Consider the following 21,305-nt stretch of genomic DNA (forward strand, 5'->3'; position numbering starts at 1 on the left):
TGCCGACACCACCCCCTGCCGCGCCCCGTTCGCGCCGGACGGCGGCATCGGCGTCGGCCGCACGGCGCTACTTGACCGAACCGGCGGTCAGACCACCGACGATGAACCGCTGGAGCGAGAGGAAGAGAGCCATCGGAAGGATCGCCGCCAGCACCGCGCCCGCCGCGAACACACTCCAGTTCTTCGACTGCGCGTTGGAGACGAACTGGAAGAGGCCGACTGCGAGGGTCTGTTTCTCGGGGTCGATCAGGATCACCGAGGCGATCACGAACTCGCCGAAGGTTCCGATGAACGAGAGGAGCCCGATCACCGCGAGGATCGGAGCCACCAGCCGGAGGATGATCGTGAAGAAGATGCGCGCGTGCCCGGCGCCGTCGATCTTCGCGGCCTCGTCGATCTCCTTGGGGACGGTGTTGAAGAACCCGTACATCAGATAGGTGTTCACGCCCAGGGCCCCACCCAGATACACCATGATCAATCCGATGAGGGAGTTGAGGCCGAGGGCGGGGAACACGTCCGAGATCGCCGACATCAGAAGGAAGATGGCGACGAAGGCGAGCAGCTGCGGGAACATCTGCACCAGCAGCAGCGTCAGCAGTCCGAAACGCCGCCCCGTGAAGCGCATACGCGAGAAGGCATACGCCGCGAGGGCGCACAGGAACACGGTCCCGACCGAGGTGGCGAGCCCGACGATGAGGGTGTTGGTCCACCACGCCGCGTAGGGGTAGTTGGGATCCTGGAACAGAGCGAAGTAGCTCTCGAAGCTCACGTTGGAGAACAGCGCGTTCGCGGTGAGGAGCGTACCGCCCGGATTCAGCGACGCCGAGAAGACGTAGACCAACGGGAAGATTGCGAACAGCAGCACCGCGATGCCGATGAGGTGCCGCCATCCTGTCTCACGGAACCATTTGGGAAACGGCCGACGCGGCAGCTTGGCGCCCTTCCGGTCACGCTCGAGGACGGCCGCGTAGTCGATCGCGGTCATTTCCGGCACAGTGCCGGCGGATTGCTCGACGCTCATGTCAGTTCAGCTCCTCGAGGGCCTTGGTCTGTCGGAACGCGATCCACGAGATGGTTCCGACGACGATGAAGATGATGACCGAGAAGGCGCTCGCCAGCCCGTAGTCGCGCTCGGAGCCGACGAAGGCGACTTTGTACACCATCGAGATGAGGATGTCGGTCTGGCCGACGTTGATCGACGCGTCGGGGAAGCGCGGGCCGCCCTGGGTGAGGAAATAGACCAGGACGAAGTTGTTGAAGTTGAACGCGAAGGACGAGATCAGCAGCGGCGCCACCGAGACCAGAAGCAACGGGAACTTGATCAACCGGAAGATTCCCCACGCTCCGGCGCCGTCGGCTTTCGCCGCTTCCAGGATGTCGTCGGGGATCGACTGAATCGCTCCGGTGCACACCAGGAACATGTAGGGGAAGCCCAACCACAGGTTGACGGTCAGGATCGCGATCTTCGCGAGCCAGGGGTCCTGCAGCCAGGGTATGGCGGCCCCCCCGAAGAACCACTGGTTGATGATGCCGAAGTCCTGGTTGAACATCCCGGCCCAGACCAGCGCCGTGAGGAAGCCCGGGAAGGCGTACGGAAGGATCACGATCACCCGGTAGAACCGCTTGCTCTTCATCCGCGGATCGTTGAACACGATCGCGAGGAAGAGGCCGAGCGCGAAGGTCGTGGCGACGGAGAGAATCGCGAAGACGAACGTCCAGATCAGAACGTAGAGGAATGGGCCGCGGATCGACTGCTCGGTGAACGCCGCCACATAGTTGTCGAGTCCGACGTTGACCTGCCAACCAGGAAGCAGTTCCGTCCCGTCCTCAGCCGTGAACGCCCCGGTGCCGATATCGCTGTACACCACGCCCGTTGACGTATTCGTCATCGTGTCGGCGGCGGGATCCCACTCGAGCGTCGAGATGAAGATGTATGCGGTCGACCCGTCGGTCGTGCGCAGGAAGCCGTCGTTGGGATCGTCGGACAGCGGCACGGCCAGGGCGGCGACCGCGTCCTGGTTGGCGAGGATCGAGCCGAAGTCGAGAGTCGAGTAGCCCTCGACGCCGACCGCCTGCCCGCCGCCCATCTGGGCGTCGACCTCACCCAGGGGTTCTTCGGCGCCGCCGAGCAGTGCCTCGCCGTCCGGGTCGGTGACGAGGAAGAAGAACTCTCCGCCCTGCTCGAGCACCTTCACCGGGTAGGCGACCGAATCCTCGACGCGCGTCTGCGATTGCAGTAGGAGCGCGTTGACGGCGTCGTCCTTGGACGAGTTGTGCCCCGAACCGAAGTTGGTCAGCGAGACGTAGATCGTGTACACGATCAGGAAGACCTGGAAGACCAGCAGGAACAGGATGCCGGGGGTGAGGTATTTCGCAGGCAGGAGCCCCGGTGTCAGGTAGACCAGATTCACCGCGACGACCACCATCGCGAGGATCAGCGGGATGAGCCAGTTCTCCTGCGCGATCAGGACGAATATGCCGTACACGGCCAGGGCATCGATGACCGCGAGAGACGCGATCTTCACCAGCCAGACCTTCCATCCGACGCCCGCGGCCTCCGAGTAGGCCTCCGCACGCCGTTGCCGGCGGAGGATCGCCTTGTCTGCCGCGCCACCCGCCGGGCGCTCTTCGTCGACTGTGGGCCTCGTCATTGCCGGCTCCTGTCTCGGGCTGTGCCCTCGTGGTCGTGAGAGTAGCGGTGGGGCGGTACCTGAACGGGCACCGCCCCACCAGGATCCGACTAGCCGTCGATCTTGGCCTGGATGTCCTCGGTCATCTTGGTCCAGGTGGCCGCCGGGTCGGCGCCCTTGATGATCGCGGCTTCCGCGACACCCCAGGCATCCCAGACGGCACCCATCTCAGGGATGCTCGGCTGCGGCGCTCCGCTCGCACCGACGTCACCGAAACCCTTGGTGATCGGGTCGGACTGCGCCTTGTCGTAAGCGGCCTTCAGAGCCGGCGGGCGGTCGCCCGCCTCGTAGAGCGCCGTCTGCACCTCTTCGCGCGCCATGTAGTTCACGAGGAACTCGTTGGCGGCGAGGGTGTTCTCGGACTTGGCGCTGAGATAGAAGCCCTGCACACCCACGAACGGTCGCGCGGTCTCGCCACCGGCGGTGGGGATGGGGTCGATCGCGATGTTGATGCCCTTGGCCTCGGCGTCGGCGACGTTCCACGGACCGGTGATGATGAAGGGTGTCTCGCCCGAGTTGAAGGCCTCCTTCGAGAGGTCCTGCGTCAGGTTCAGGTTGACGGTTCCCGCGGCGCCCTGCGCTCCGAGCCAGCTCGCGTACGCCAGACCGGCGTCGTCGCCGATGGTCAGCTGGGACCCGTCGTACGACCCGTCCTCGTTCTGGGCGAACACCGAGTTGCCGAACGACGTCTGGAAGCCGTACAGGTGGTAGGGGTCGGCATTCGCCGGGTCCAGTCCCACGACGAACGGGTAGGTCGTGCCTGCCGCCGTTCCCGCCGCGATCATGTCGTCGAAGGTCTCGGGGGCCTCGGCGACGAGGTCCGTGTTGCGCATCAGCGCGATGTTCTCGATGGCGTAGGGCAGGCCGTAGACCTTGCCGTCGTTGGTGAAGGCTGAGATCGCGACATCGAGGAAGTCGCCGGCCTTGTCGCCGATCTCGATCGGGGCGACCAGACCGTCCTGGACGAACTGACCCAACGCGTCGTGTGCGGCGATGGTGATGTCGGGACCCTTGCCCGTCGGCACCTGCGCGGTGAAGTCAGCGGCGATCTTGGCGTTGTCCTTGACCACGAGGGTCACCTTCACGCCCGTCTCGTCCTGGAATGTCTTGACGATGTCCTTCAGCGCGTCGGCGCGGTTCTGGTCGACCCAGACGGTCAGTTCTCCCGACATGGCCGGCGCAGACGAGGTGGTTCCTCCGCCGCCTCCGGCGCAGCCGGCGAGCGCCAACATGCTTGCTGTGATGAGTGCGCCGACTGCGAGCGCGCCCTTCTTGTTCACCTTCATCGGTGTGCCTCTCTAACGTGCATCAGGGATGTGTCCGGCCCGAGCCGGCACTGTGCGCCGTCGAAGACCGTTCTTCAGCTCGCAAATGCAAGCGCTTACATTGTTGCTCCGCCGGCGCAGGTCCGCAACCCGCGGACGCCGAACGATACCGGTTCGTTGCAAGCGCTTGCGGTCGTCAGTCCCGGTCGCCCTGCCGCCACGCGGCTAGACTTCCGCGCATGGCAGATTCATCTTTCGACATCGTGAGCAAGGTCGACCATCAGGAGGCGGAGAACGCCCTCAATCAGGCCCGCAAGGAGATCGAGCAACGCTACGACTTCAAGGGCACCGGTGCGTCGGTCGAGTGGAGCGGCGAGTCTGTCTTGATCAAGGCGAACTCCGAGGAGCGCGCCAAGGCCGTGCTCGACGTCTTCCAGTCCAAGCTGATCAAGCGCGGCATCTCGCTGAAGAGCCTCGAGTCCGGCGAGCCGTTCGCCAGCGGCAAGGAGTACCGCATCTCGTCCACGATCAAGGACGGCATCTCGCAGGAGAATGCGAAGAAGATCGGCAAGATCATCCGCGACGAGGCGCCCAAGGGCGTCAAGTCGCAGATCCAGGGCGACGAGCTGCGCGTTCAGTCCAAGAGTCGCGACGACCTCCAGGAAGTCATCCGCGTGCTCAAGGCGGCTGACCTCGACGTGGACCTGCAGTTCATCAACTACCGGTAGAGCTCGCCCGTTCAGCTGGTAGCGGTCAGACGACGTCGTCACCGCGCCTGCGGCGACGACGCGTGACCGCGATCGCAGTCCCGATCGACACCAGGCCCACCAGCAGGACGATCGGGCCGACGATCGCCCACAGGGAGGAACCGCTCATCGCCGAACCGCGGAGCACGTCGAACCCCTGCAGAGTCCACACCAGCCCGACAGCGCTCAAGACCACGCCGAGCACCAGGAGCGGCCAGGTTCGCTTCACAGATCCAACATAGTTCGCCGGGTCGCTCGAGAGTAGGCGGGAGCAGCACCCGCCCGCGCGTACTCGCGCTCCTCGCACGCCACGGTCTCGGGCGGTGTCCGCACCGTCGAGAATGGGAACATGCATTCCGCGCTCAATGACATCGCCGACCGCGAGTACGTACTCCTGACGACGTTCCGCCGTACGGGCGCATCCGTAGGCACCCCGGTCTGGGTCGTGCGTGATGGAGACGACCTTCTGGTCACCACGGGCGCGACGTCCGGGAAGGTCAAACGTCTCGGTCACACCCCGCGAGTCACCCTGGCGCCATGTGACATGCGCGGTCGGGTCCTCGAGGGAGCTGAAGCAGTCGAGGCGACCGCGACCGTCCGCTCCGATGCAGCGACGAGGGATCGCGTTGAGCGCGCTCTGTCCAGGAAGTACGGCGTCAGATACAAGCTGATTCGCGCCGGTCAGAAGCTCTCACGCGGCACGAGCAGTTCGGTGACGCTCGTCGTCAACTGATCGGGGCGTTTTCGTTCGGCACGTGATGCAGCTGCCACCGCCCGGAAGCGCGCACCTGAAGCGTCAGCAGCCGATCCAGTCGGCGGAAGTCCTGTGCGAGGATCCAGTGGGTCGCCCACCCGGGGAGCCACCCGAGCTGCCAGCGCAGCGAGTCGCTCAGCACACCCTCGTAGTCCGCCCGGATGCGCGTCCCCTCACCGGACGCCGTGCAGGCGTATTCGACGCGCGAGTTCCATGGTGCCGACGAGAGCCACACCACGCTTCGGTTCTCGTCGAAGTGCTCGAGCTGGTCGACGAAATGAATCCGGAACGGACCGATGCGGTCGGTGGCCATCCACCTCGTCCCGACGCGGGGCGGTCCGTCGTCGATCTGCTTTCGGAACACGACCGCCGGCGCGAAGTCATGCCAGTGAGTCGGGTCCGAAAGGTACGGAAACACCACCTCGGTCGCGTGGTTGAGGATCGTGTCGACGACGACGCGGCGCTCCCAGCGACGGTCGCTCACGCTTATGCGCGATGCGGCGGTCGTCGGTCTTCGATCGAGGTCTCGCCCCCCAGGAGCGTCGTTCTCCACGGTCGAGATCGTACGGCGCCGCTTGCCCGGCGGACAAGGGCGATGCCGCCGGCCGCGCTCCCGGGTGATGTGGACGACGGTGCTACGGGTGTAGCATTCCGCTGTTCGCCGCCTGGAGCGTCGTTCGTCGACGATCCCCGGCGAGATCGGGGGTTCGGATATGGCCACGAAGCTACCGTCGTCCGGGGCACTGCCCGACGGGCAGGTTCCCGGTTGCGACACGTCTGGCCTGATCCTCGTGCATCGCATCTTCCGCTGGCTGTACCGCGAGCTGCCGGTGCTCGTTCGCGAGGTGGATGCCGGCGACCTCGACCGTGCCGCTGTCGTCGGGGACTACGCGAAGCTCGACTTCTTTGCGCTTCATATGCATCACGAGACCGAGGACACCGTGCTGTGGGATCGTCTGACGACGCGCGACCCCGCCTGCGTCGAGCACGTCGATCAGATGCGGGCGCAGCATGCCGCGGTCGGGGCACAGCTGGCCAGCATCGAACCACAGCTGGCCCCGTGGGTCGCCTCGGCGGATGCGACACTGCGCGAGAGTTTCGCCGCCGATATCGAGGCGCTCCGAGACACGCTCTTCGCGCATCTCGGCCAGGAGGAGGACGAGATCATGCCGGTCGCCGGTGCGGTTCTCTCGCAGCAGGAGTGGGACGAGATGGAGGAGCACACACGCGCCGAGTTGATCGCGCATCGTAAGGAACTTCCCAAGGATGTGATGTCGTTGCAACTCGGCCTGCTGCTCGCGAGCGTTCCCGAGGCCGAGCGCGACGAGTGGTTCCGCGCGAACGTTCCGGCACCGATCAGGCTGCTCTATCTGCTGCTGATGAAGCGAAGGTACGACCGCGCAATGCGCGAGCTCTACCCCGACCGCCCCGTGCCCGCGATGGTGTGAGCGGCGCGACCCCCGTCACGCCTGCGATCGTGTCCACCGAAGAGCCGACATACGGATTGCGCAGAACTACCTAGGCTGGACAGGAAAGCACCACCCGCCGATGCGGGAGCAGACGGGATTCGGGTTCCTGGTCTGGTTCCTCCCGAAGAAGCGGAAGAGAGAACCCCGGCGTCCCCCAGCACCGGGGTTCTCTGTTTCCCCGTGGACGGCGAGCGCGAGGCTGTGCGTGCGGTCCCCTCGGAGATCGATCGGCAAGGGTGCGAGGCTGGTCTCCGAGGGAACCCGACCGTGTCACCACTGGTCCGCTTCGTCGCGCAGGTGGATGCGCTCGGGTGACGAAAGGTGCCGGTCTCACTGCACCCTAGGGGTTCTCGGTCCGAGGTCACCGGGATTCTCATGCGATCGTTATCCGCGGCGGCGACCCGCGGGGCCCCTGTCGTTCTGGACGCACCCGGTGCACAATGTCACGCATGAGCGAGGCCTCGCCTGCCGACGCGTCCGGCGTCCCCGGCCCGCGCCCGGGTCGACGACCGGCTGAGGAGCACACGAGCGTCGACGCGGCAGGGGAATCCGATGCGGCGCTCGGTCGGCGTGCGCAGATCCTCGCGACCGAGCACTGGGGTCTGCTCGCCGCGCGCAGCACCGCGCAGAGCGAAGTGCTCACGCGCATCACGATCTTCCTCACTCTCGTCTCGGCCGGCCTGGTGACGATCGGACTGCTGGGTCAAGCATCCCGGTTCGAGGGGTGGTTCGGCGGTGCGTCGCTCGCGATCCTGGGCTTCCTCGTGCTGATCGGCCTGATGACACAGACCCGGGTGGCGAACGTGGCGGAGGAGGACATGATGTACGTCGTCGCGATGAACCGGCTCCGCGGCGCGTACGTCGACCTGGATCCGGCCGTCGAGTCCTACTTCCTCTCATCCGTCCACGACGACGAAGAGGGCATGAAGCATACGTACTCGTTCCTGCGCCCGAGGAATGTGAGCGTCCTCGTGGGCAGTTCCGCGGTGCTGCTGATCGTGGTCAACGCGTGCGTGAGCGGACTGCTGGTCGCCGCCATCATCGTCTCGAGTGGCGGCGGGGTGGGCTGGGCCGTCGGGGGCGGCATCACGGTGGGAATCCTCTACGTGGCGGGGTTCCTCAGGTACGGGTGGTGGACCTTCCGCAGCTCGTGGGGGCGGTACATCCCCCGACGCCCGTCGACCGGCCCGCCGCGGTTCTGGAGACCCTGAGCTCAGTGGTACGCACCAGGCGACAGCGGCAGGCGCCTGGTGCCGAGGCATCCCATCACCCACCGATCGAGCCGCTCGTACGCCTCGTCGCGTGCGTCAGCGCGTGACAGAAAGACATCGTGCAGGGCGCCGTCGATGCGCTCGACGGTCACCGACGGGCCCAGGCGCAGCGAAGCGCGGGCGATCTCGTCGACCACGAGGACGGTGTCGGCCCGCGTCAACTCCTCCGACCAGCGCGTCGGAGCCTCCGACTTGGCCGAGAGGAGCACGCAGATCGGAGCATCGATGTGAAGTCCTGCTGCCACCCGCGAATGACCGGCCAGAATCGCGTGCAGCCACGCCGTGTGCACCGTCATGGAGACCTCGGGACGCCACGCCGGGTTGATGTCCAAAGGCGTGTCGCGCACCTCGCGCTGCGCACGCGAATAGAAGCCCGTATCCACCTGCGGCAGCGCCTCGAACGGTCGCAGGCGGGCCTGCAGCCCGATCATCGGGGCGACGGCGACGCGGGTCATCGCGCTCAACTGGAACTCCAGCCACGGGCTGTTCAGGATGAGCGCACTGGCCGCTCCCGGATGCCGATCCGCCCACAGGCTCAGCGTGAGTCCGCCGGTGGAGTGGCCCACGAGCACGAGCCTGCGCGCGGGCGCCGGTCCGTCCAGGTCACGACCCATTGCCGCGAGGGCGGCCGAGATGTCCTCGTCGTAGGTTGCGAGGTCGGTGACGTACCCCGGCGTCTGGCCGGGGCGGATGCTGCGACCGTACTTGCGCAGATCCAGCGCGTAGAAGTCGGCACCGCGGTCGGTCCAGTACGCGGCCAGGCTGCGCTGGAAGAAGTAGTCGGACCAGCCGTGCACGTACAGCACGTCCACGTCGTGCAGTGGCCGGCGGTCTCCGAAGATCCCGCCGAGCACGGGACGGCGCGCGAGCGCGCGCACGAGGGTCGCGACCACGGGACCTTCGTCGTCCTCGCCGAGGGGCAGGGTCAGTTGCCGGAACGGCTCCCCCAGGACATCGGCATCCCACTCCTGTGCCATGCGCACAGCCTAACCAGCCGGGTGGGAACGGACCGGCTCGGTCGGGGGGAGCGACACCCCGTAGACCACGTCGGCGGGTGGGGTTACTGTCGCCTCGATGGACGCCGCGACGACGCTGCCGAGTCCACGCAGGATTCAAGGCACGTACTACACGCTGCTGCTGGGCAACACGCTCGCGGCATCGTTCATCTGGGGCATCAACACCCTCTTCCTGCTCGATGCCGGCCTTTCGAACCTCGAGGCGTTCGCCGCGAACGCGTTCTTCACCGCGGGGATGCTGATCTTCGAGATCCCCACGGGCGTCGTCGCCGACACGGTCGGGCGACGCGCGTCCTACCTGATCGGCACGATCACGCTCGCGACCACGACGACGCTGTACTGGATGCTGTGGGTGTGGGAATCGCCCTTCTGGGCGTGGGCGATCGTGTCGGTCCTGATCGGGCTGGGGTTCACGTTCTTCTCGGGTGCGGTCGACGCGTGGCTCGTCGACGCGCTGAAAGCCACCGGCTACCGCGGCAGCCTCGAGACCGTCTTCGGCCGTGCGCAGATCGTCGGAGGCATCGCCATGCTCTCGGGCTCGGTGCTCGGCGGTGTGATCGCGCAGATCACCGATCTCGGCGTGCCGTTCCTGGTTCGTGCTCTCGTGCTCGTCGTGATGTTCGTCGTCGCCGCGCTCCTGATGCACGACATCGGCTTCGCGCCCGAGCGCGGTCAGAATCCGCTGCGGGCTACGCGCACGGTGTTCCGCGCGTCGGTGAAGTACGGACTGGGCAATCGTCCAGTCCGTTGGCTCATGCTGGCGAGCCCCTTCACGGCGGGCGTGGGAATCTACGTGTTCTACGCTCTGCAGCCCTATCTGCTCGAACTGTGGGGAGACGACGAGGCGTACACGATCGCGGGCCTCGCGGCGGCGCTGCTATCCGGCGCGGCGATCGTCGGCGGGGCGCTCGCTCCCTGGGTGCGCAGGCTGTTCCACCGCCGCACGTCATCGATCCTGCTGGCCACGGTGGCCAGCGCGGTGGTGCTGCTGGGTCTCGGGCTCGTCCACAACTTCTGGGTCGCGATCGCGCTCGTCGCCGTGTGGGGCATCGCCTCCGCCATCGACGACCCGGTGCACCGCGCCTACCTCAACGACATGATCCCGTCCAAGCAGCGCGCGACGGTGCTCTCGTTCGACTCACTGATGGGTTCCGCCGGTGGGGTGGTGTTCCAGCCGGCGCTCGGGCGGGCAGCCGATGTCGGAGGCTACGGCGCGTCCTTGATCTGGAGCGGGGTCATCTCGGCTGTCGCGGTGCCGTTCGTGCTGCTGAGCCGCGCCCAGCGCTCCCCCGCCGACACTGCGCAGCGCGTGGACGAGGTCGGCGGGACGGAGTGACTACTCGCCGCGCGAGATGTCGATCATGTCCGGACGAGGCACGACCTTGACGCGCGCGCGCCCGTGGGGAGCGCCCAGCCCGATCTCGTGCTCGTCGAGACGGTGCCAGCCGTCCAGGTCGGTCCAGCGCACACCGCGCTCGGCCAGCAGCCGCGGCACCGCCTCCTCCGACGGGTCGACCGGCTGCCACCAGGAACCCTGGTCGTTGATGAGGTGACGGATGGTCTCCATCGCGTCGGACTTCGTGTGGCCGATCAGGCCGACCGGCCCGCGCTTGATCCAGCCGGTCGCATACACACCGGGCACACGGTCATTGGAATCCTTGCGCAGCGCCTGTCCCTCGTGGTTGGGGATCACGCCATGGCGCTTGTCGAAGGGCACGCCGGGCAGCGGCGAGCCGAAGTACCCGACCGCGCGGTAGAGCGCCTGGATGGCCACCTCGCGGATCTCGCCGGTGCCGGTGACACCGCCTTCACCGTCCGGTCGCGTGCGCTCCCAGCGGAAACCCGAGGCGCGGCCGTCCGCGTCGGTGAGCACCTCGAGCGGCTTGGCGTAGAAGTGCAGGTGGAGGCGGCGGGATGCCTCTCCTCCGGCGTTGTTCACCGACGGCCGTTTGCGCCACGACTGGAGCACGCGGTCGATGACCATGACCTGCTTGTTGCTCGCGATCGCGGCCCGGGAGGCCTCGTCGTAGTCGAAATCCTCGTCGTAGACGACCATGTCGACGTCGCGCAGTTCGCCGAGCTCGCGCAGTTCGAGGGGCGTGAACTTCACCTGTGCGGGGCCTCGACGTCCGAAGACGTGCACATCGGTGACAGCACTCTCGCGCAGGCCGGCGTAGACGTTGTCGGGCACCTCGGTCGGAAGCAGGTCCTCCGCGTGCTTGGCGAGCATGCGGGCGACATCGAGCGCGACGTTGCCGTTTCCGACCACGGCCACGGATGCCGCATCCAGGGGCCACTCGCGCGGCACGTCCGGGTGACCGTCGTACCAGCTCACGAAGTCCGCGGCGCCGTAGGAACCGATCGCGTCCGTTCCAGGGATGTCCAGGCTCGCGTCGCGGATGGCTCCGGTCGCGAAGATGACCGCGTTGTAGTGGCGCTTCAGGTCGTCGAGGGTGATGTCCTCGCCGAAGCGCACGTTGCCGAAGAGCCGGATGTCACCGCGGTCGAGCACCTCTCGCAGAGCCGTGACGATGCCCTTGATGCGCGGGTGGTCGGGGGCGACGCCATAGCGGACGAGGCCGTACGGCGCCGGGAGCTGCTCGAACAGGTCGATGGAGACGTCGAACTTGCGTTCTGCCTTGAGCAGGATGTCTGCGGCGTAGATGCCCGCCGGTCCTGCCCCGACGATGGCCAGCCTGAGCTTGGTCATGTGGTCCTTTCTGAAGTCGCGGGCTTGGCGAACGACGACGCCCGCCACGGCGACGGGATGGGTCAGCTGGAACGGTCGGCGACGGCCTGGGCGAAACGCGTCAGCGCCTCGCGCACCGCACCCGCGGGAAGGGGTCCGAGCGAGGCGACGGCCTCGTTCGACCAGGCGTGGGCGAGATCGAGTGTGGCTTGTGTGGCGTCGTGCTCGCGCAGCTCGGCGAGTTCGCGATCCAGGATGGCCGGATCATGCCCGTCGGCGATGCGCTCGACGCCGTCATCGATGCGCGCGAGGAGCGCCACGGAGGCGGCATCGGTGCGCTGCCCGAGCACCAGGTAGGGCATGGTGGGTACGCCGGCGCGGAGGTCGGTGCCCGGAACCTTGCCGGTCTCGTCGGGGTCTTCGGACAGGTCGATCACGTCATCGAGGAGCTGGAACGCGACGCCGACCTTCTCGCCGAACGAGATCAGGGGCTGCTCGAACTCCGCCGGGCCGTTGGCGAAGATGAGCCCGGTCTGGGCCGCGGCGGCGATCAGCGAACCGGTCTTGTCGGCGAGCACCTGGAGGTAGAACTCCACGCGGTCCTCGTCGTCCTGCGGACCGACCGTCTCATGCATCTGTCCGAGCACGAGTCGCTCGAACGTGTCGGCCTGCAGCCGGATGGCGCGCTCGCCCTGGCGGGCCATGATCTGACTCGCGCGCGAGAACAGCAGGTCTCCGGTGAGGATCGCGACGTTGTTGCCCCAGACCGCGTGGGCGCTGGGCACACCTCGACGCTTGTCCGCGGCATCCATGACGTCATCGTGGTAGAGCGAGCCGAGATGGGTCATCTCGAGCGCTGTCGCGCCCTCGATCACGTCGTCGTTCGCACCGTCGCCCAGCTGAGCGGTGATGATCGCGAGCATCGGGCGGATGCGCTTGCCGCCCGCTTCGTAGAGGTAGCGGCTCGCCGCGTCGGCGATGCGGTCCGCGACACGCAGCTCCTGCTCGAGGGCGCGGTCGACGCGCACGAGGCCGGCCTTCACAGCCGACGCGAGCTTGCGGGAGCGCGGCCCGGCGAGTGTGCGGTCTGTGAGGCCCAGCTTGCCCGCAACCCGCGAGCCGGATGCTGAGGGAATCACCCCCTCAGCCTACCGGGGTCTGGACGCGTCGCTCGTGCCGCGGCATCCGCCCCTAACTCGGCGCGCGGTCCGCCGCGGGCTTGGTCGCACGGTGCAACGCCACGATCCCCAGCGACAGGTTCCGGTATGCCACGTCGGTCCATCCGGCTTCGCGGATCCACGCAGAGAGCGCGCGCTGGTCGGGCCACTCGCGGATCGACTCGTTGAGGTAGTCGTAGGCGTCGGCGTTCGAGCTGACGGTCTTGGCGACCACCGGGAGGATGCGGTCGTTGTAGAAGCGGTACAGACCCTGAAACGAACGCGACGGCGGGTGCGAGAACTCGCAGACGATCAGGCGTCCGCCCGGTCTGGTCACCCGCAGCAGTTCGCGAAGCGCCTTCTGCGGGTCGTTCACGTTGCGCAGCCCGAACGACATCGTGACCGTGTCGAACTCGTCCGCATCGAACGGAAGGGCCGTGGCGTCGGCCTGAACGAAGGTCAGGTTTCGGATGCCGCGGTGGCGGCGCTCGCCCTCTGCGATCATGCCGGGCGAGAAGTCGGCCGCCACGACCTGAGCTCCGCTCCTGGCCAGCGCCACCGAGCTCGCGCCGGTGCCGGCGGCCAGATCGAGGATCCGTTGTCCGGCTCGTGGCGCCACCGCACGGGTCGTGGCGGCACGCCACATCCGGTCGTTGCCCATGCTCAGGACGGTGTTCGTGCGGTCGTAGTTCTTGGCGACCTGATCGAACATGCCACTCACCCGCGCCGGGTCCTTGTGCAGGTCGGCGCGGTTCTGCTGTGCGTCGTCGGCACGTGGGTCGTTCGGACGGGAGGTCACCGGATGAGTCTATTCGCGCCGCCTGCGCGGCGCCCGGTCCGGCTATTCCGCACCAGGGGACAGGTGCAGGCCCGCGAGCCGTGCCAGCCAGGCATCGGGTGTCGCGTCGTCGAAGGGGGCGACCTCCGCCCGCACATACGCTTCGAGGTCGACCGCGAGCGACTCGAGTCGGTCCACGATGTCGAGCGGATACCCGTACGCCACCCGATGCTCGTCCCATTCGTCCCGGTCGTCGATCCAGATGCCGCGGCCGTCGACGGCCTTGACGACGTCCAGGTCCATGTCGATGCCGGTCGGCTCCAGGATGCCGTCCTCCTCGTGCCACCGGATGTCCCAGCCCAGGTCGATGTAGATCCGATACGTGGCAGGGGGCGCGACGTTCACCGTCATGGCATACAGACCGCTGGGCGGGAGAAGGGTCACGCTCGGTGCGTTGACCTGGAAGTCGCGCTCCGGACGGCTGCTGCGCCACCCGGCGAGCTGGCCGAACCAGTCCCCCCATTGGTCGGAGCCGAGGTAGACGCACTCGTGCACCCAGTGCGGTGAGCCATCCCACTTGCGCCACCGGAAGACGGTGCGCGTTCCCGGCTCGGGGCGGCCGGGCGTCATCTGATGGTGGGCGCTCATGACGGCACAGCTTAGCGGCGCCGACACCGACGCGACCCAGACTCGGTTCACGCTCGCCTGCGGTCGTGGCCCCCGTCGAGGCGGGTCGACTCTAGTCTGGAGCTGTGACCGATCCCGACGAGCTGCCCGTGCCGCGGCTGCGGGTCGTGACGCGCGAGGTCGCGGCGATCGACGATGTGCTGGCATACGCCGAGCTGTCGAATCCCACGTACTGGAGCCGGCGCGGCGACGCCATGGCGGCCTACGGCGAGACGATGGGGTTCACGCGGATCGGCTCGGTGACGGGCTTCGACCTCGGCGAGCAGTGGCGGGCGCTGGCCGCGGCAGCCGACGTCGACGACGCCGTGAACCTGCCGGGCACCGGGCTGATCGCGTTCGGGTCGTTCGCGTTCGACCCTCTCTCCGAGACGCCGAGCACGCTCAGCGTGCCGTCCGTCGTCGTCGGCCGTCGCGGCGACCGTTCCTGGGTCACGCGGATCACCCTTGCCGGCTCCGCCGAGCAGGACGACGCGGCCGCGCTGCCGGAGGCCCACGTTTACGGGCCCTACTGGGCCGCGACCCTCGGACCGGGCGCGCTCGACCCGAGCGGGTACCAGGCGGCCGTGCGCGGTGGCCTCGAGGCGATCGCGGCGGGCGAGGTCAGCAAGGTCGTCCTCGCGCGCGACCTGGTCGGCTCGATCCCGCCCGGCTCCGACCTGCGCCGGCTCGTGCGGGCCCTGGCATCCGGCTACCCGGACTGCTGGGCGTACGCGGTCGACGGCCTCATCGGCGCAAGCCCCGAGACGCTCGTGACCGTCTCGGGTGGCTCCGTCACCGCCCGGGTGCTCGCCGGCACCGCGCCGCGCGGCGCGGACGCGGATGCCGACACCGCGGCATCCCTCGCCCTGGCCACGAGCGCGAAGGACCAGGACGAGCACCTCTACGCCGTGCAGAGCGTGCTGGCCTCGCTGCGCCCGCACACGAGCGTGCTCGCGGCGAGCGAGCAGCCGTTCGCGCTCAAGCTGCCCAACGTCTTCCACCTGGCGACCGACGTCGAAGGCGAGCTGAGCGGCGGCGCGTCCGCCCTCGACCTGGTGGCCGCGCTGCACCCGACCGCTGCCGTGGCGGGAACGCCGACGGATGCCGCCCTCGGCGTGATCCGCCGGCTCGAGCCCTTCGACCGCGGCCGATACGCCGGTCCGGTCGGCTGGGTCGACGCGCGCGGCGACGGCGAGTGGGCGATCGCACTGAGATGCGCGCAGTTCGAGCTGGACACCGTCCCACCCGGCGGCCGGGACGACATTCCGCTGCGCGCGCACGCCGGTGCGGGGATCGTCGCCGGCAGCAACCCCGAGGCCGAGCTGCTCGAGACGCGGGTCAAGTTCCGCCCCATCGTGGACGCGCTGGCATGACCGTCGTCCGCCAGAATCCCCCAGCACGCGAATCGAGACACCCATGAGCGGCCCCGTGGCTCCCCTGTCGACGCACGGCGACGCGGTGCTCACCGGTCTGCGGCTGGTCGACGGCATCGATCTCGTGCCACGGGCCGATCTGGCGATCGTCGTCCGCGACGGCCTGATCGCGGCGATCCTGCCGGCGAATGAGGCACCCGCGTCGACGATCGATCTTGGTGGCGCGTTCGTGATGCCGGGCCTGATCAACATGCACACGCACTTCTCGCTCTCGCTGCCCGGCGCCGGCGGCGATGCGGTCAGCGCACTGTCCGAGCACGACCTCGCCCTGTACATGGCCGACGGCGCACGCCGCACACTCCTCTCCGGCGTGACCACGGTGCGCTGCGTCGCAGAGAAGGACGGCGCGGACTTCGCACTGCGCCGCGCGATCGAGCAGGGCCACGTGCCCGGCCCACGCATCTACACCGCCGGCCGAAGTCTCTGCTGCACCGGCGGCCACGGGCACGACACCGACGACACCCTCGAATGCGACGGGCCGGATGCGTTCACGCGCGGCGTCCGCAGCCAGGTCAAGCAGGGTGCGGATCTGATCAAGATCATGATCTCCGGAGGCATCGCCGGCGAGCACGAGCAGATCACGACCCCGCAACTCACCCGCGAAGAGATGGCGGCCGCGATCACGACGGCGCACGCCTGGGGCCGCAAGGTCACGGCGCACGCCGGACCGGCGGCCATCATCGCCGAAGCCGTCGAGCTGGGCCTGGACTGCGTGGAGCACGGCTACGAACTCACACCCGAGGTCGCGAGACTGATGGCCGAGCGCGGGGCGGCCCTCGTCCCGACGCTCGTGGTCACCCGCGCCGGGGCGTTCTTCGACGACCTCGGTGTGCCGCCGTGGATGCAGGAGCGCTCGCTGAACGCCGGGCCGCGGCACCTGCAGTCCTACCGGTATGCGCTGGAGGCCGGCGTCGAGGTGCTGCTGGGCAGCGACATGCCGCCGTTCTGGGACTTCGAGGGGACCAGCGCCGTGGTGCGCGAGATGGAGCACATGCAGGCCGGCGGCCTGTCCGCACCCGATGTGATCCGCGCAGCAACCGCGGGACCGGCCGGATGGCTCGACGCTTCGGGCGCGATCGGCACGCTCGCACCCGGCAGGTTCGCGGATCTCATCGCGATGCCGGAGGACCCGACCGTGTCCGCGAGCGCCCTGCGTGGGATCGACTTCGTGATGAAGGGCGGGGTCGTGGTCCGCGACGACGAGGGGCGGATGCGATGAGTGAGCGGCGGAATCCCGACGAGCATCCGCGCACGGAGCTCTACGACCTGAGCGTGGTGGTCGAGCGCATAGAGGGTCGATCGGTGTGCGGCATGAAGGTGGGCGACCGCATCGACCTCGTTCAGAGCAGCCGGCTCCGCCTGCCGGAGGGCGGGCACTTCTGCATGTACGCGCTCCAGGCCGTGATGCCGCTGCTGCCGGCGAAGCAACGACAGCTGCCGCAGGGCGACTGGCTGGAGCGCGACGACCTGGTCGCCTGCCCCGACCCCGACGAGCGCCTGATCATGCGCATCGTGCGCACCGGCATCCGCTCCATCGCCACCGACGAGCTGACGTGACCGCCGGTTCCTCTCGCCCCGTCCAGGTCTCGCTCGGGCTGCAGACCGACAAGGCACCCGGCGCGTACGCGGCGCTCGCGATCCTCGCCGAGGATGCCGGGTTCGACGGCGTCAGCGTCTTCTCCGACCTGCTCTATCAACCGCCGATCGCGGCGTTGCTGGAGATGGCAGGGGCCACGACGCGCATCCGGATCGGCTGCGCCTGCTGGAACCCGTTCACGCTGCACCCCTACGAGATCGCGGGCCAGTTCGCCGCGGTGGATGCCGCGTCCGCCGGTCGCGCCTACCTCGGACTGGCGAAGGGATCGTGGCTCGAAGCGATCGGTGTCGAAGCCCGCACGCCGATCCCGGCTCTGCGCGACTCCGTCGGGGTCATCCAGGCGCTGCTGAGCGGGGACGGCGCCGGGTACGACGGCACGGTCTTCCGTGTCGAACCGGGCGTGCGGCTGCGGTACCCCGTGCTGCGCACCCGGGCGCCGATCCTCCTGGGCTCGTGGGGTCCGCGCGGCATGGCGCTCGCGGGAGAGATCGCCGACGAGATCAAGGTGGGCGGCAGCGCCAATCCGGCGATGATCGACGTGGTGCGGCAGAGGGTGCGGCGCGGGTCGGCGCGCGCGAACCGGCCGACGGATGCTGTCGGCATCGTGCTCGGGGCCGTCACCGTCGTCGATCGCGACGGCGATGCCGCTCGGCGTCACGCGCGGCGTCAGGTGGCGATGTACCTCGACGTGATCGCCGCGCTGGATCCGACCGTGGAGCTGCCGGACGACCTGCTCCCCGGCATCCGTGCCCGCCTCGCCGAAGGCGACGATGACGGCGCCGGCCGGCTCGTGCCGAGGGACGTGCTGGAGCTGTTCGCATTCTCGGGCACCCCGGACGACGTCGCCGCGCAGGCGTGGCGGCTCATCGATGCGGGCGTCGACCGCATCGAGTTCGGCACCCCGCATGGGATCGACTCGGCCGAGGGCATCACGCTGCTCGGTCGCGAAGTGCTTCCGCAGCTGGAACGCTGAGGCCCCCTCCGGGCGGGATCAGCCGTCGAGCAGCCGCGCGCGCAGCGGCTCCAGCCCCATCGGGCCGAGCGCGAGCGCATCGCGGTGGAACGTGCGCAGCGAGAACGCGTCGCCCTCCGCGGCCGCTTTGCCGGCACGAGCGTCATGCCACAGCCGCGCCCCGACCTTGAAGGCGAGCGCCTGCCCGGGCCAGCCGAGATAGCGGTCGACCTCGAAACCGGCCAGGTGCGGCTCCATGAGCGCGAAGTCGATCAGCATCCGCTGGGCCCGTTCGGGCGACCAATCCGTCTCGGGGACGAGCCCGTTCGAAGGAATCGCCCACCCGGTGTGCAGGCCGATGTCGGCCACGATGCGCACGGAACGCCAGATCTGACCGAGCAGCAGCCCCAGCCGTTCCGCGGGGTCGCGGATGAGCCCGAGCTCGTCGGCGAGCTGCTCGGCGTAGTGCGCCCAGCCCTCGGCGTAGCCGTGGATGTGACACAGGTGTCGCTGCCACGGGTGCAGGTCGGGATACGAGGCGGTGACGACGAACTGGAGGTGGTGCCCGGGCAGCCCCTCGTGGTGCACGCTCGTCACCTCCTGCCAGGTCGCCGCGACGGGCACCCCGCTCGGAATCGTCCACACGATCCGGCTCGGGACCGACCCATCCGGCGGTGCGGGCGTGTAGTAGACGACGCCGGCGGAGGCCTCCGCGACGACGCAGTCGACATTCCGGATGCCGCTGGGCAGGTCGAAGGCGGGCGCGAGAGCGACGATGGTCTCGTCGACGCGGCGCTCCAGCCACGCTCGGATCGCGTCCACGCCCTCGAGCCGGTAGCCGGGATCGGCGTCGAGGATCTCCGCCGCCGCGCGCACCGGATCCGGACCGCTCCCGCCCAGCTGTGCGGCGAGCGCGCGCGCCTCGGCGGTGAGCCGCTCCAGCTCCGCCCATCCGTACGCGTACGTCTCGGCGAGGTCGATGCGCGCCCCGAGCATCGACGCGGCGAGGTCGGCGTACACGGCGGCGCCGACGCCGTCCGTCGTGGGCGCGATCGGGCGCAGCTCGTCGCGGAGCACGGAGACCAGCTGCGTGAGCGCGGCACCGGCCCGGTCCGCCGCAGTGCGGACACGGGCGCGGGTCGCGGCATCCACCGCCTCGTCGATCGGGACCGAGCCGAACCAGTCGGCACTCACCCACAGCTCTACCTGCCCGGCGAGCGTATCGAGCTGGCGGACCGGGGCGACGCCCGTGCCCGAGAACCGCTCGGCGTTGTCGCGCGCCCAGCGGAGCGTGTCGATGTATTGGGCGACGCCGTGCGGCACGGCCTCGAGACGGGCGACGAGCTCGTCGCCCGCGGCATCCGGCGTGACCCTCAGCCCCTCGATCGCGTAGCGGATGAGGTGCACCGGGCTCGCGAGCCCGGCCACGAGCCGCGGTGTGAAGCCGGTGTCGAAGAGGAGTCGTTCGCGTTCGAGCCGTTCGGCGAGCGCCGCGCGGAGCGTGGGGTCACCGGCGCCGGCGGGCAGCGCGTGGAGGGCAGCGAGCACCTCACCCTGCAGTGCGTACCTCCGCTGGAGCCACCCGGGGCCGATGTCGGCGAGAGGGCCGGGCGACGGGAGTCCCGCGGCCTGGGCGGCATCCGGCTCGTGGAGCGCGAGCTCCGCGACATAGGCGTCGGCGATGCGGTGGACGGGGTCAGCGGCGGGGTTCACCGACCCAGCCTACGCACGCGTCCCGGCCCCGGCTCCCGCCCGGACCCCGGCCCGGTGGAGGTGGCCCGGGTCATCCCGTGTTCACTTGCCCTGTTTGTACGCCGAATCCACGTGTTCGCGTACAAACAGGGCAAGTGAACACGGGATGAGTCGGCCGGCGGCGGCGGCGGCAAGCGGCGGCGGCGAGCGGCAAGCGGCGAGCGGCGAGCGCGGGACCGGCCCGATTCAGGTCGCCGCGAGCCGCGCCTTCTCGACCGCGACATCGAAGGTCGCCGCCGGCCACTGCGGGTCGATCTCGCGCAGCGCGCCCAGCAGGAGATGCTGCACCGCCAGGCGCGCGTACCATTTGCGGTTCGCGGGAACCACGAACCAGGGCGCGTTCTCGGTCGAGGTGCGCTCGAACACCGTCTGATACGCGTCCATGTACTGCGGCCACCGGACACGCTCGTCGATGTCCCCCGGGTTGTACTTCCAGTGCTTGTCGGGGCGGTCGAGGCGTTCCATCAGCCGTTCGCGCTGCTCATCGGGCGAGATGTGCAGCATGACCTTGACGATGCGTGTTCCGGCATCCGTCACACGCTTTTCGAAGTCGTTGATCGCGCCGTAGCGACGCTCGATCTCGTCTGCGGACGCCAGCGACCGGACCTTGCCGATCAGGACGTCCTCGTATTGCGAGCGGTCGAACACGCCGATGAATCCCGGCTGCGGCGCGCGCCGCTCGACGCGCCACAGGAAGTCATGCGCGAGCTCTTCGGCGGTCGGCTTCTTGAAGGCCGTGAGCATGACCCCCTGCGGGTCGACCGATCCGACCACGTGGCGGATGACACCGCCCTTGCCCGCGGTGTCCATGGCCTGCAGAAGGAGCAGAACGGATGCCGCGGGGCCATCTCCGCGGCTCTGCGCGTAGAGGCGCTCCTGCAGTTCGTCCAGATCGCCGGCGCCCGCCGCGAGGTCCTCCGCGGCGGTGTCCTTGTCGCCTCCGTACCCGGGGGTCGAGTCCGGGTCGACATCCGCGAGCGCGAAGCCCTCGCGTGCGCGCAACAGCGCGGAGATCTCTTCGGACCAGTGCTTCTCGCTGTTCTGCGTCACGGGCCCATCATGGCCGACCG

At 68.7% G+C, this 21,305-nt stretch carries 21 protein-coding genes; 9 read left to right on the forward strand and 12 right to left on the reverse strand.

The genetic code is table 11. The annotated features are described in order from the left end of the window. Window positions 1-67: 67 nt before the first annotated feature. The 3 genes from ABD655_RS14900 to ABD655_RS14910 form a co-directional block, all read right to left on the reverse strand. Entirely contained in the window at window positions 68-985 is a 918-nt protein-coding gene (locus ABD655_RS14900; RefSeq protein WP_344715881.1) for a sugar ABC transporter permease, read from the reverse strand. A 37-nt stretch (window positions 986-1,022) separates the two neighbouring features. Further along, window positions 1,023-2,651 (reverse strand): ABC transporter permease subunit, encoded by a 1,629-nt coding sequence (locus ABD655_RS14905; protein WP_344715104.1) that lies wholly within the window; start codon window positions 2,649-2,651, stop codon window positions 1,023-1,025. Between the two features lie 89 nt (window positions 2,652-2,740). After that, on the reverse strand, window positions 2,741-3,976 hold the full coding sequence (locus ABD655_RS14910) for a sugar ABC transporter substrate-binding protein (RefSeq protein ID WP_344715106.1): 1,236 nt from the start codon (window positions 3,974-3,976) through the stop codon (window positions 2,741-2,743). A gap of 218 nt (window positions 3,977-4,194) precedes the next feature. Between ABD655_RS14910 and ABD655_RS14915 the strand changes: the two genes are divergently transcribed. Beyond that, window positions 4,195-4,683: a YajQ family cyclic di-GMP-binding protein gene (locus ABD655_RS14915; RefSeq protein ID WP_344715108.1), complete on the forward strand. Its 489-nt coding sequence runs from the start codon at window positions 4,195-4,197 to the stop codon at window positions 4,681-4,683. A 25-nt stretch (window positions 4,684-4,708) separates the two neighbouring features. Here the strand turns inward: ABD655_RS14915 and ABD655_RS14920 are convergent, their stop codons facing one another. Further along, a complete protein-coding gene (locus ABD655_RS14920) occupies window positions 4,709-4,930 on the reverse strand; it encodes a hypothetical protein (protein WP_344715110.1) in 222 nt (73 codons plus the stop codon). A gap of 120 nt (window positions 4,931-5,050) precedes the next feature. On the opposite strand from ABD655_RS14920, the gene ABD655_RS14925 reads away from it, so the two are divergent. Next, window positions 5,051-5,434 (forward strand): PPOX class F420-dependent oxidoreductase, encoded by a 384-nt coding sequence (locus tag ABD655_RS14925; RefSeq protein WP_344715112.1) that lies wholly within the window; start codon window positions 5,051-5,053, stop codon window positions 5,432-5,434. Here ABD655_RS14925 and ABD655_RS14930 read toward each other — a convergent pair. Next, window positions 5,427-5,939 carry an SRPBCC family protein gene (locus ABD655_RS14930; protein ID WP_344715114.1) on the reverse strand — a complete coding sequence of 171 codons (513 nt, stop codon included), beginning with the start codon at window positions 5,937-5,939 and terminating at the stop codon, window positions 5,427-5,429. The two genes, ABD655_RS14925 and ABD655_RS14930, sit on opposite strands and share 8 nt — an antisense overlap. A 229-nt stretch (window positions 5,940-6,168) precedes the next feature. Between ABD655_RS14930 and ABD655_RS14935 the strand changes: the two genes are divergently transcribed. Further along, the gene (locus tag ABD655_RS14935; RefSeq protein ID WP_344715116.1) at window positions 6,169-6,903 is read left to right on the forward strand and encodes a hemerythrin domain-containing protein; all 735 of its coding nucleotides are present in this window, start codon (window positions 6,169-6,171) and stop codon (window positions 6,901-6,903) included. Window positions 6,904-7,373: 470 nt separating this feature from the next. Continuing rightward, the gene (locus tag ABD655_RS14940; RefSeq protein WP_344715118.1) at window positions 7,374-8,135 is read left to right on the forward strand and encodes a hypothetical protein; all 762 of its coding nucleotides are present in this window, start codon (window positions 7,374-7,376) and stop codon (window positions 8,133-8,135) included. 2 nt (window positions 8,136-8,137) lie between these two features. Here the strand turns inward: ABD655_RS14940 and ABD655_RS14945 are convergent, their stop codons facing one another. After that, window positions 8,138-9,172, reverse strand: a complete 1,035-nt coding sequence (locus tag ABD655_RS14945; RefSeq protein ID WP_344715120.1) for an alpha/beta hydrolase — start codon at window positions 9,170-9,172, stop codon at window positions 8,138-8,140. Window positions 9,173-9,269: 97 nt separating this feature from the next. Between ABD655_RS14945 and ABD655_RS14950 the strand changes: the two genes are divergently transcribed. After that, entirely contained in the window at window positions 9,270-10,547 is a 1,278-nt protein-coding gene (locus ABD655_RS14950; protein ID WP_344715122.1) for an MFS transporter, read from the forward strand. On the opposite strand, the gene ABD655_RS14955 is transcribed toward ABD655_RS14950, so the two are convergent. The 4 genes from ABD655_RS14955 to ABD655_RS14970 form a co-directional block, all read right to left on the reverse strand. Continuing rightward, window positions 10,548-11,921, reverse strand: a complete 1,374-nt coding sequence (locus ABD655_RS14955; RefSeq protein ID WP_344715124.1) for an FAD-dependent oxidoreductase — start codon at window positions 11,919-11,921, stop codon at window positions 10,548-10,550. It abuts the gene before it with no gap. Between the two features lie 62 nt (window positions 11,922-11,983). Further along, window positions 11,984-13,039, reverse strand: a complete 1,056-nt coding sequence (locus tag ABD655_RS14960) for a polyprenyl synthetase family protein (protein WP_344715126.1) — start codon at window positions 13,037-13,039, stop codon at window positions 11,984-11,986. Window positions 13,040-13,091: 52 nt separating this feature from the next. Then, window positions 13,092-13,856, reverse strand: coding sequence for a demethylmenaquinone methyltransferase (locus ABD655_RS14965; RefSeq protein WP_344715128.1), 765 nt, complete (start codon window positions 13,854-13,856; stop codon window positions 13,092-13,094). A gap of 42 nt (window positions 13,857-13,898) precedes the next feature. Next, on the reverse strand, window positions 13,899-14,483 hold the full coding sequence (locus tag ABD655_RS14970) for a DUF402 domain-containing protein (RefSeq protein WP_344715130.1): 585 nt from the start codon (window positions 14,481-14,483) through the stop codon (window positions 13,899-13,901). A gap of 104 nt (window positions 14,484-14,587) precedes the next feature. On the opposite strand from ABD655_RS14970, the gene ABD655_RS14975 reads away from it, so the two are divergent. From ABD655_RS14975 to ABD655_RS14990, 4 genes are read left to right on the forward strand one after another with little or no spacing between them, the layout of a single operon-like run. Continuing rightward, window positions 14,588-15,874, forward strand: a complete 1,287-nt coding sequence (locus ABD655_RS14975; protein ID WP_344715132.1) for an isochorismate synthase — start codon at window positions 14,588-14,590, stop codon at window positions 15,872-15,874. A gap of 43 nt (window positions 15,875-15,917) precedes the next feature. Next, window positions 15,918-17,153, forward strand: coding sequence for an amidohydrolase family protein (locus ABD655_RS14980; RefSeq protein ID WP_344715134.1), 1,236 nt, complete (start codon window positions 15,918-15,920; stop codon window positions 17,151-17,153). Next, on the forward strand, window positions 17,150-17,491 hold the full coding sequence (locus ABD655_RS14985; protein ID WP_344715136.1) for a TIGR04076 family protein: 342 nt from the start codon (window positions 17,150-17,152) through the stop codon (window positions 17,489-17,491). Before ABD655_RS14980 ends, ABD655_RS14985 begins: the two co-directional genes overlap by 4 nt. Further along, complete coding sequence (locus ABD655_RS14990; RefSeq protein WP_344715138.1) at window positions 17,488-18,504, forward strand: LLM class flavin-dependent oxidoreductase; 1,017 nt, start codon at window positions 17,488-17,490, stop codon at window positions 18,502-18,504. Before ABD655_RS14985 ends, ABD655_RS14990 begins: the two co-directional genes overlap by 4 nt. Window positions 18,505-18,522: 18 nt before the next feature. On the opposite strand, the gene ABD655_RS14995 is transcribed toward ABD655_RS14990, so the two are convergent. Then, window positions 18,523-20,196, reverse strand: a complete 1,674-nt coding sequence (locus ABD655_RS14995; protein WP_344715140.1) for a DUF885 domain-containing protein — start codon at window positions 20,194-20,196, stop codon at window positions 18,523-18,525. Window positions 20,197-20,421: 225 nt separating this feature from the next. Then, window positions 20,422-21,285 carry a PPK2 family polyphosphate kinase gene (locus ABD655_RS15000; RefSeq protein ID WP_344715142.1) on the reverse strand — a complete coding sequence of 288 codons (864 nt, stop codon included), beginning with the start codon at window positions 21,283-21,285 and terminating at the stop codon, window positions 20,422-20,424. Window positions 21,286-21,305 lie beyond the last annotated feature (20 nt).

The organism is Microbacterium terregens (genome assembly GCF_039534975.1).
Classification (GTDB): Bacteria; Actinomycetota; Actinomycetes; order Actinomycetales; family Microbacteriaceae; genus Microbacterium; species Microbacterium terregens.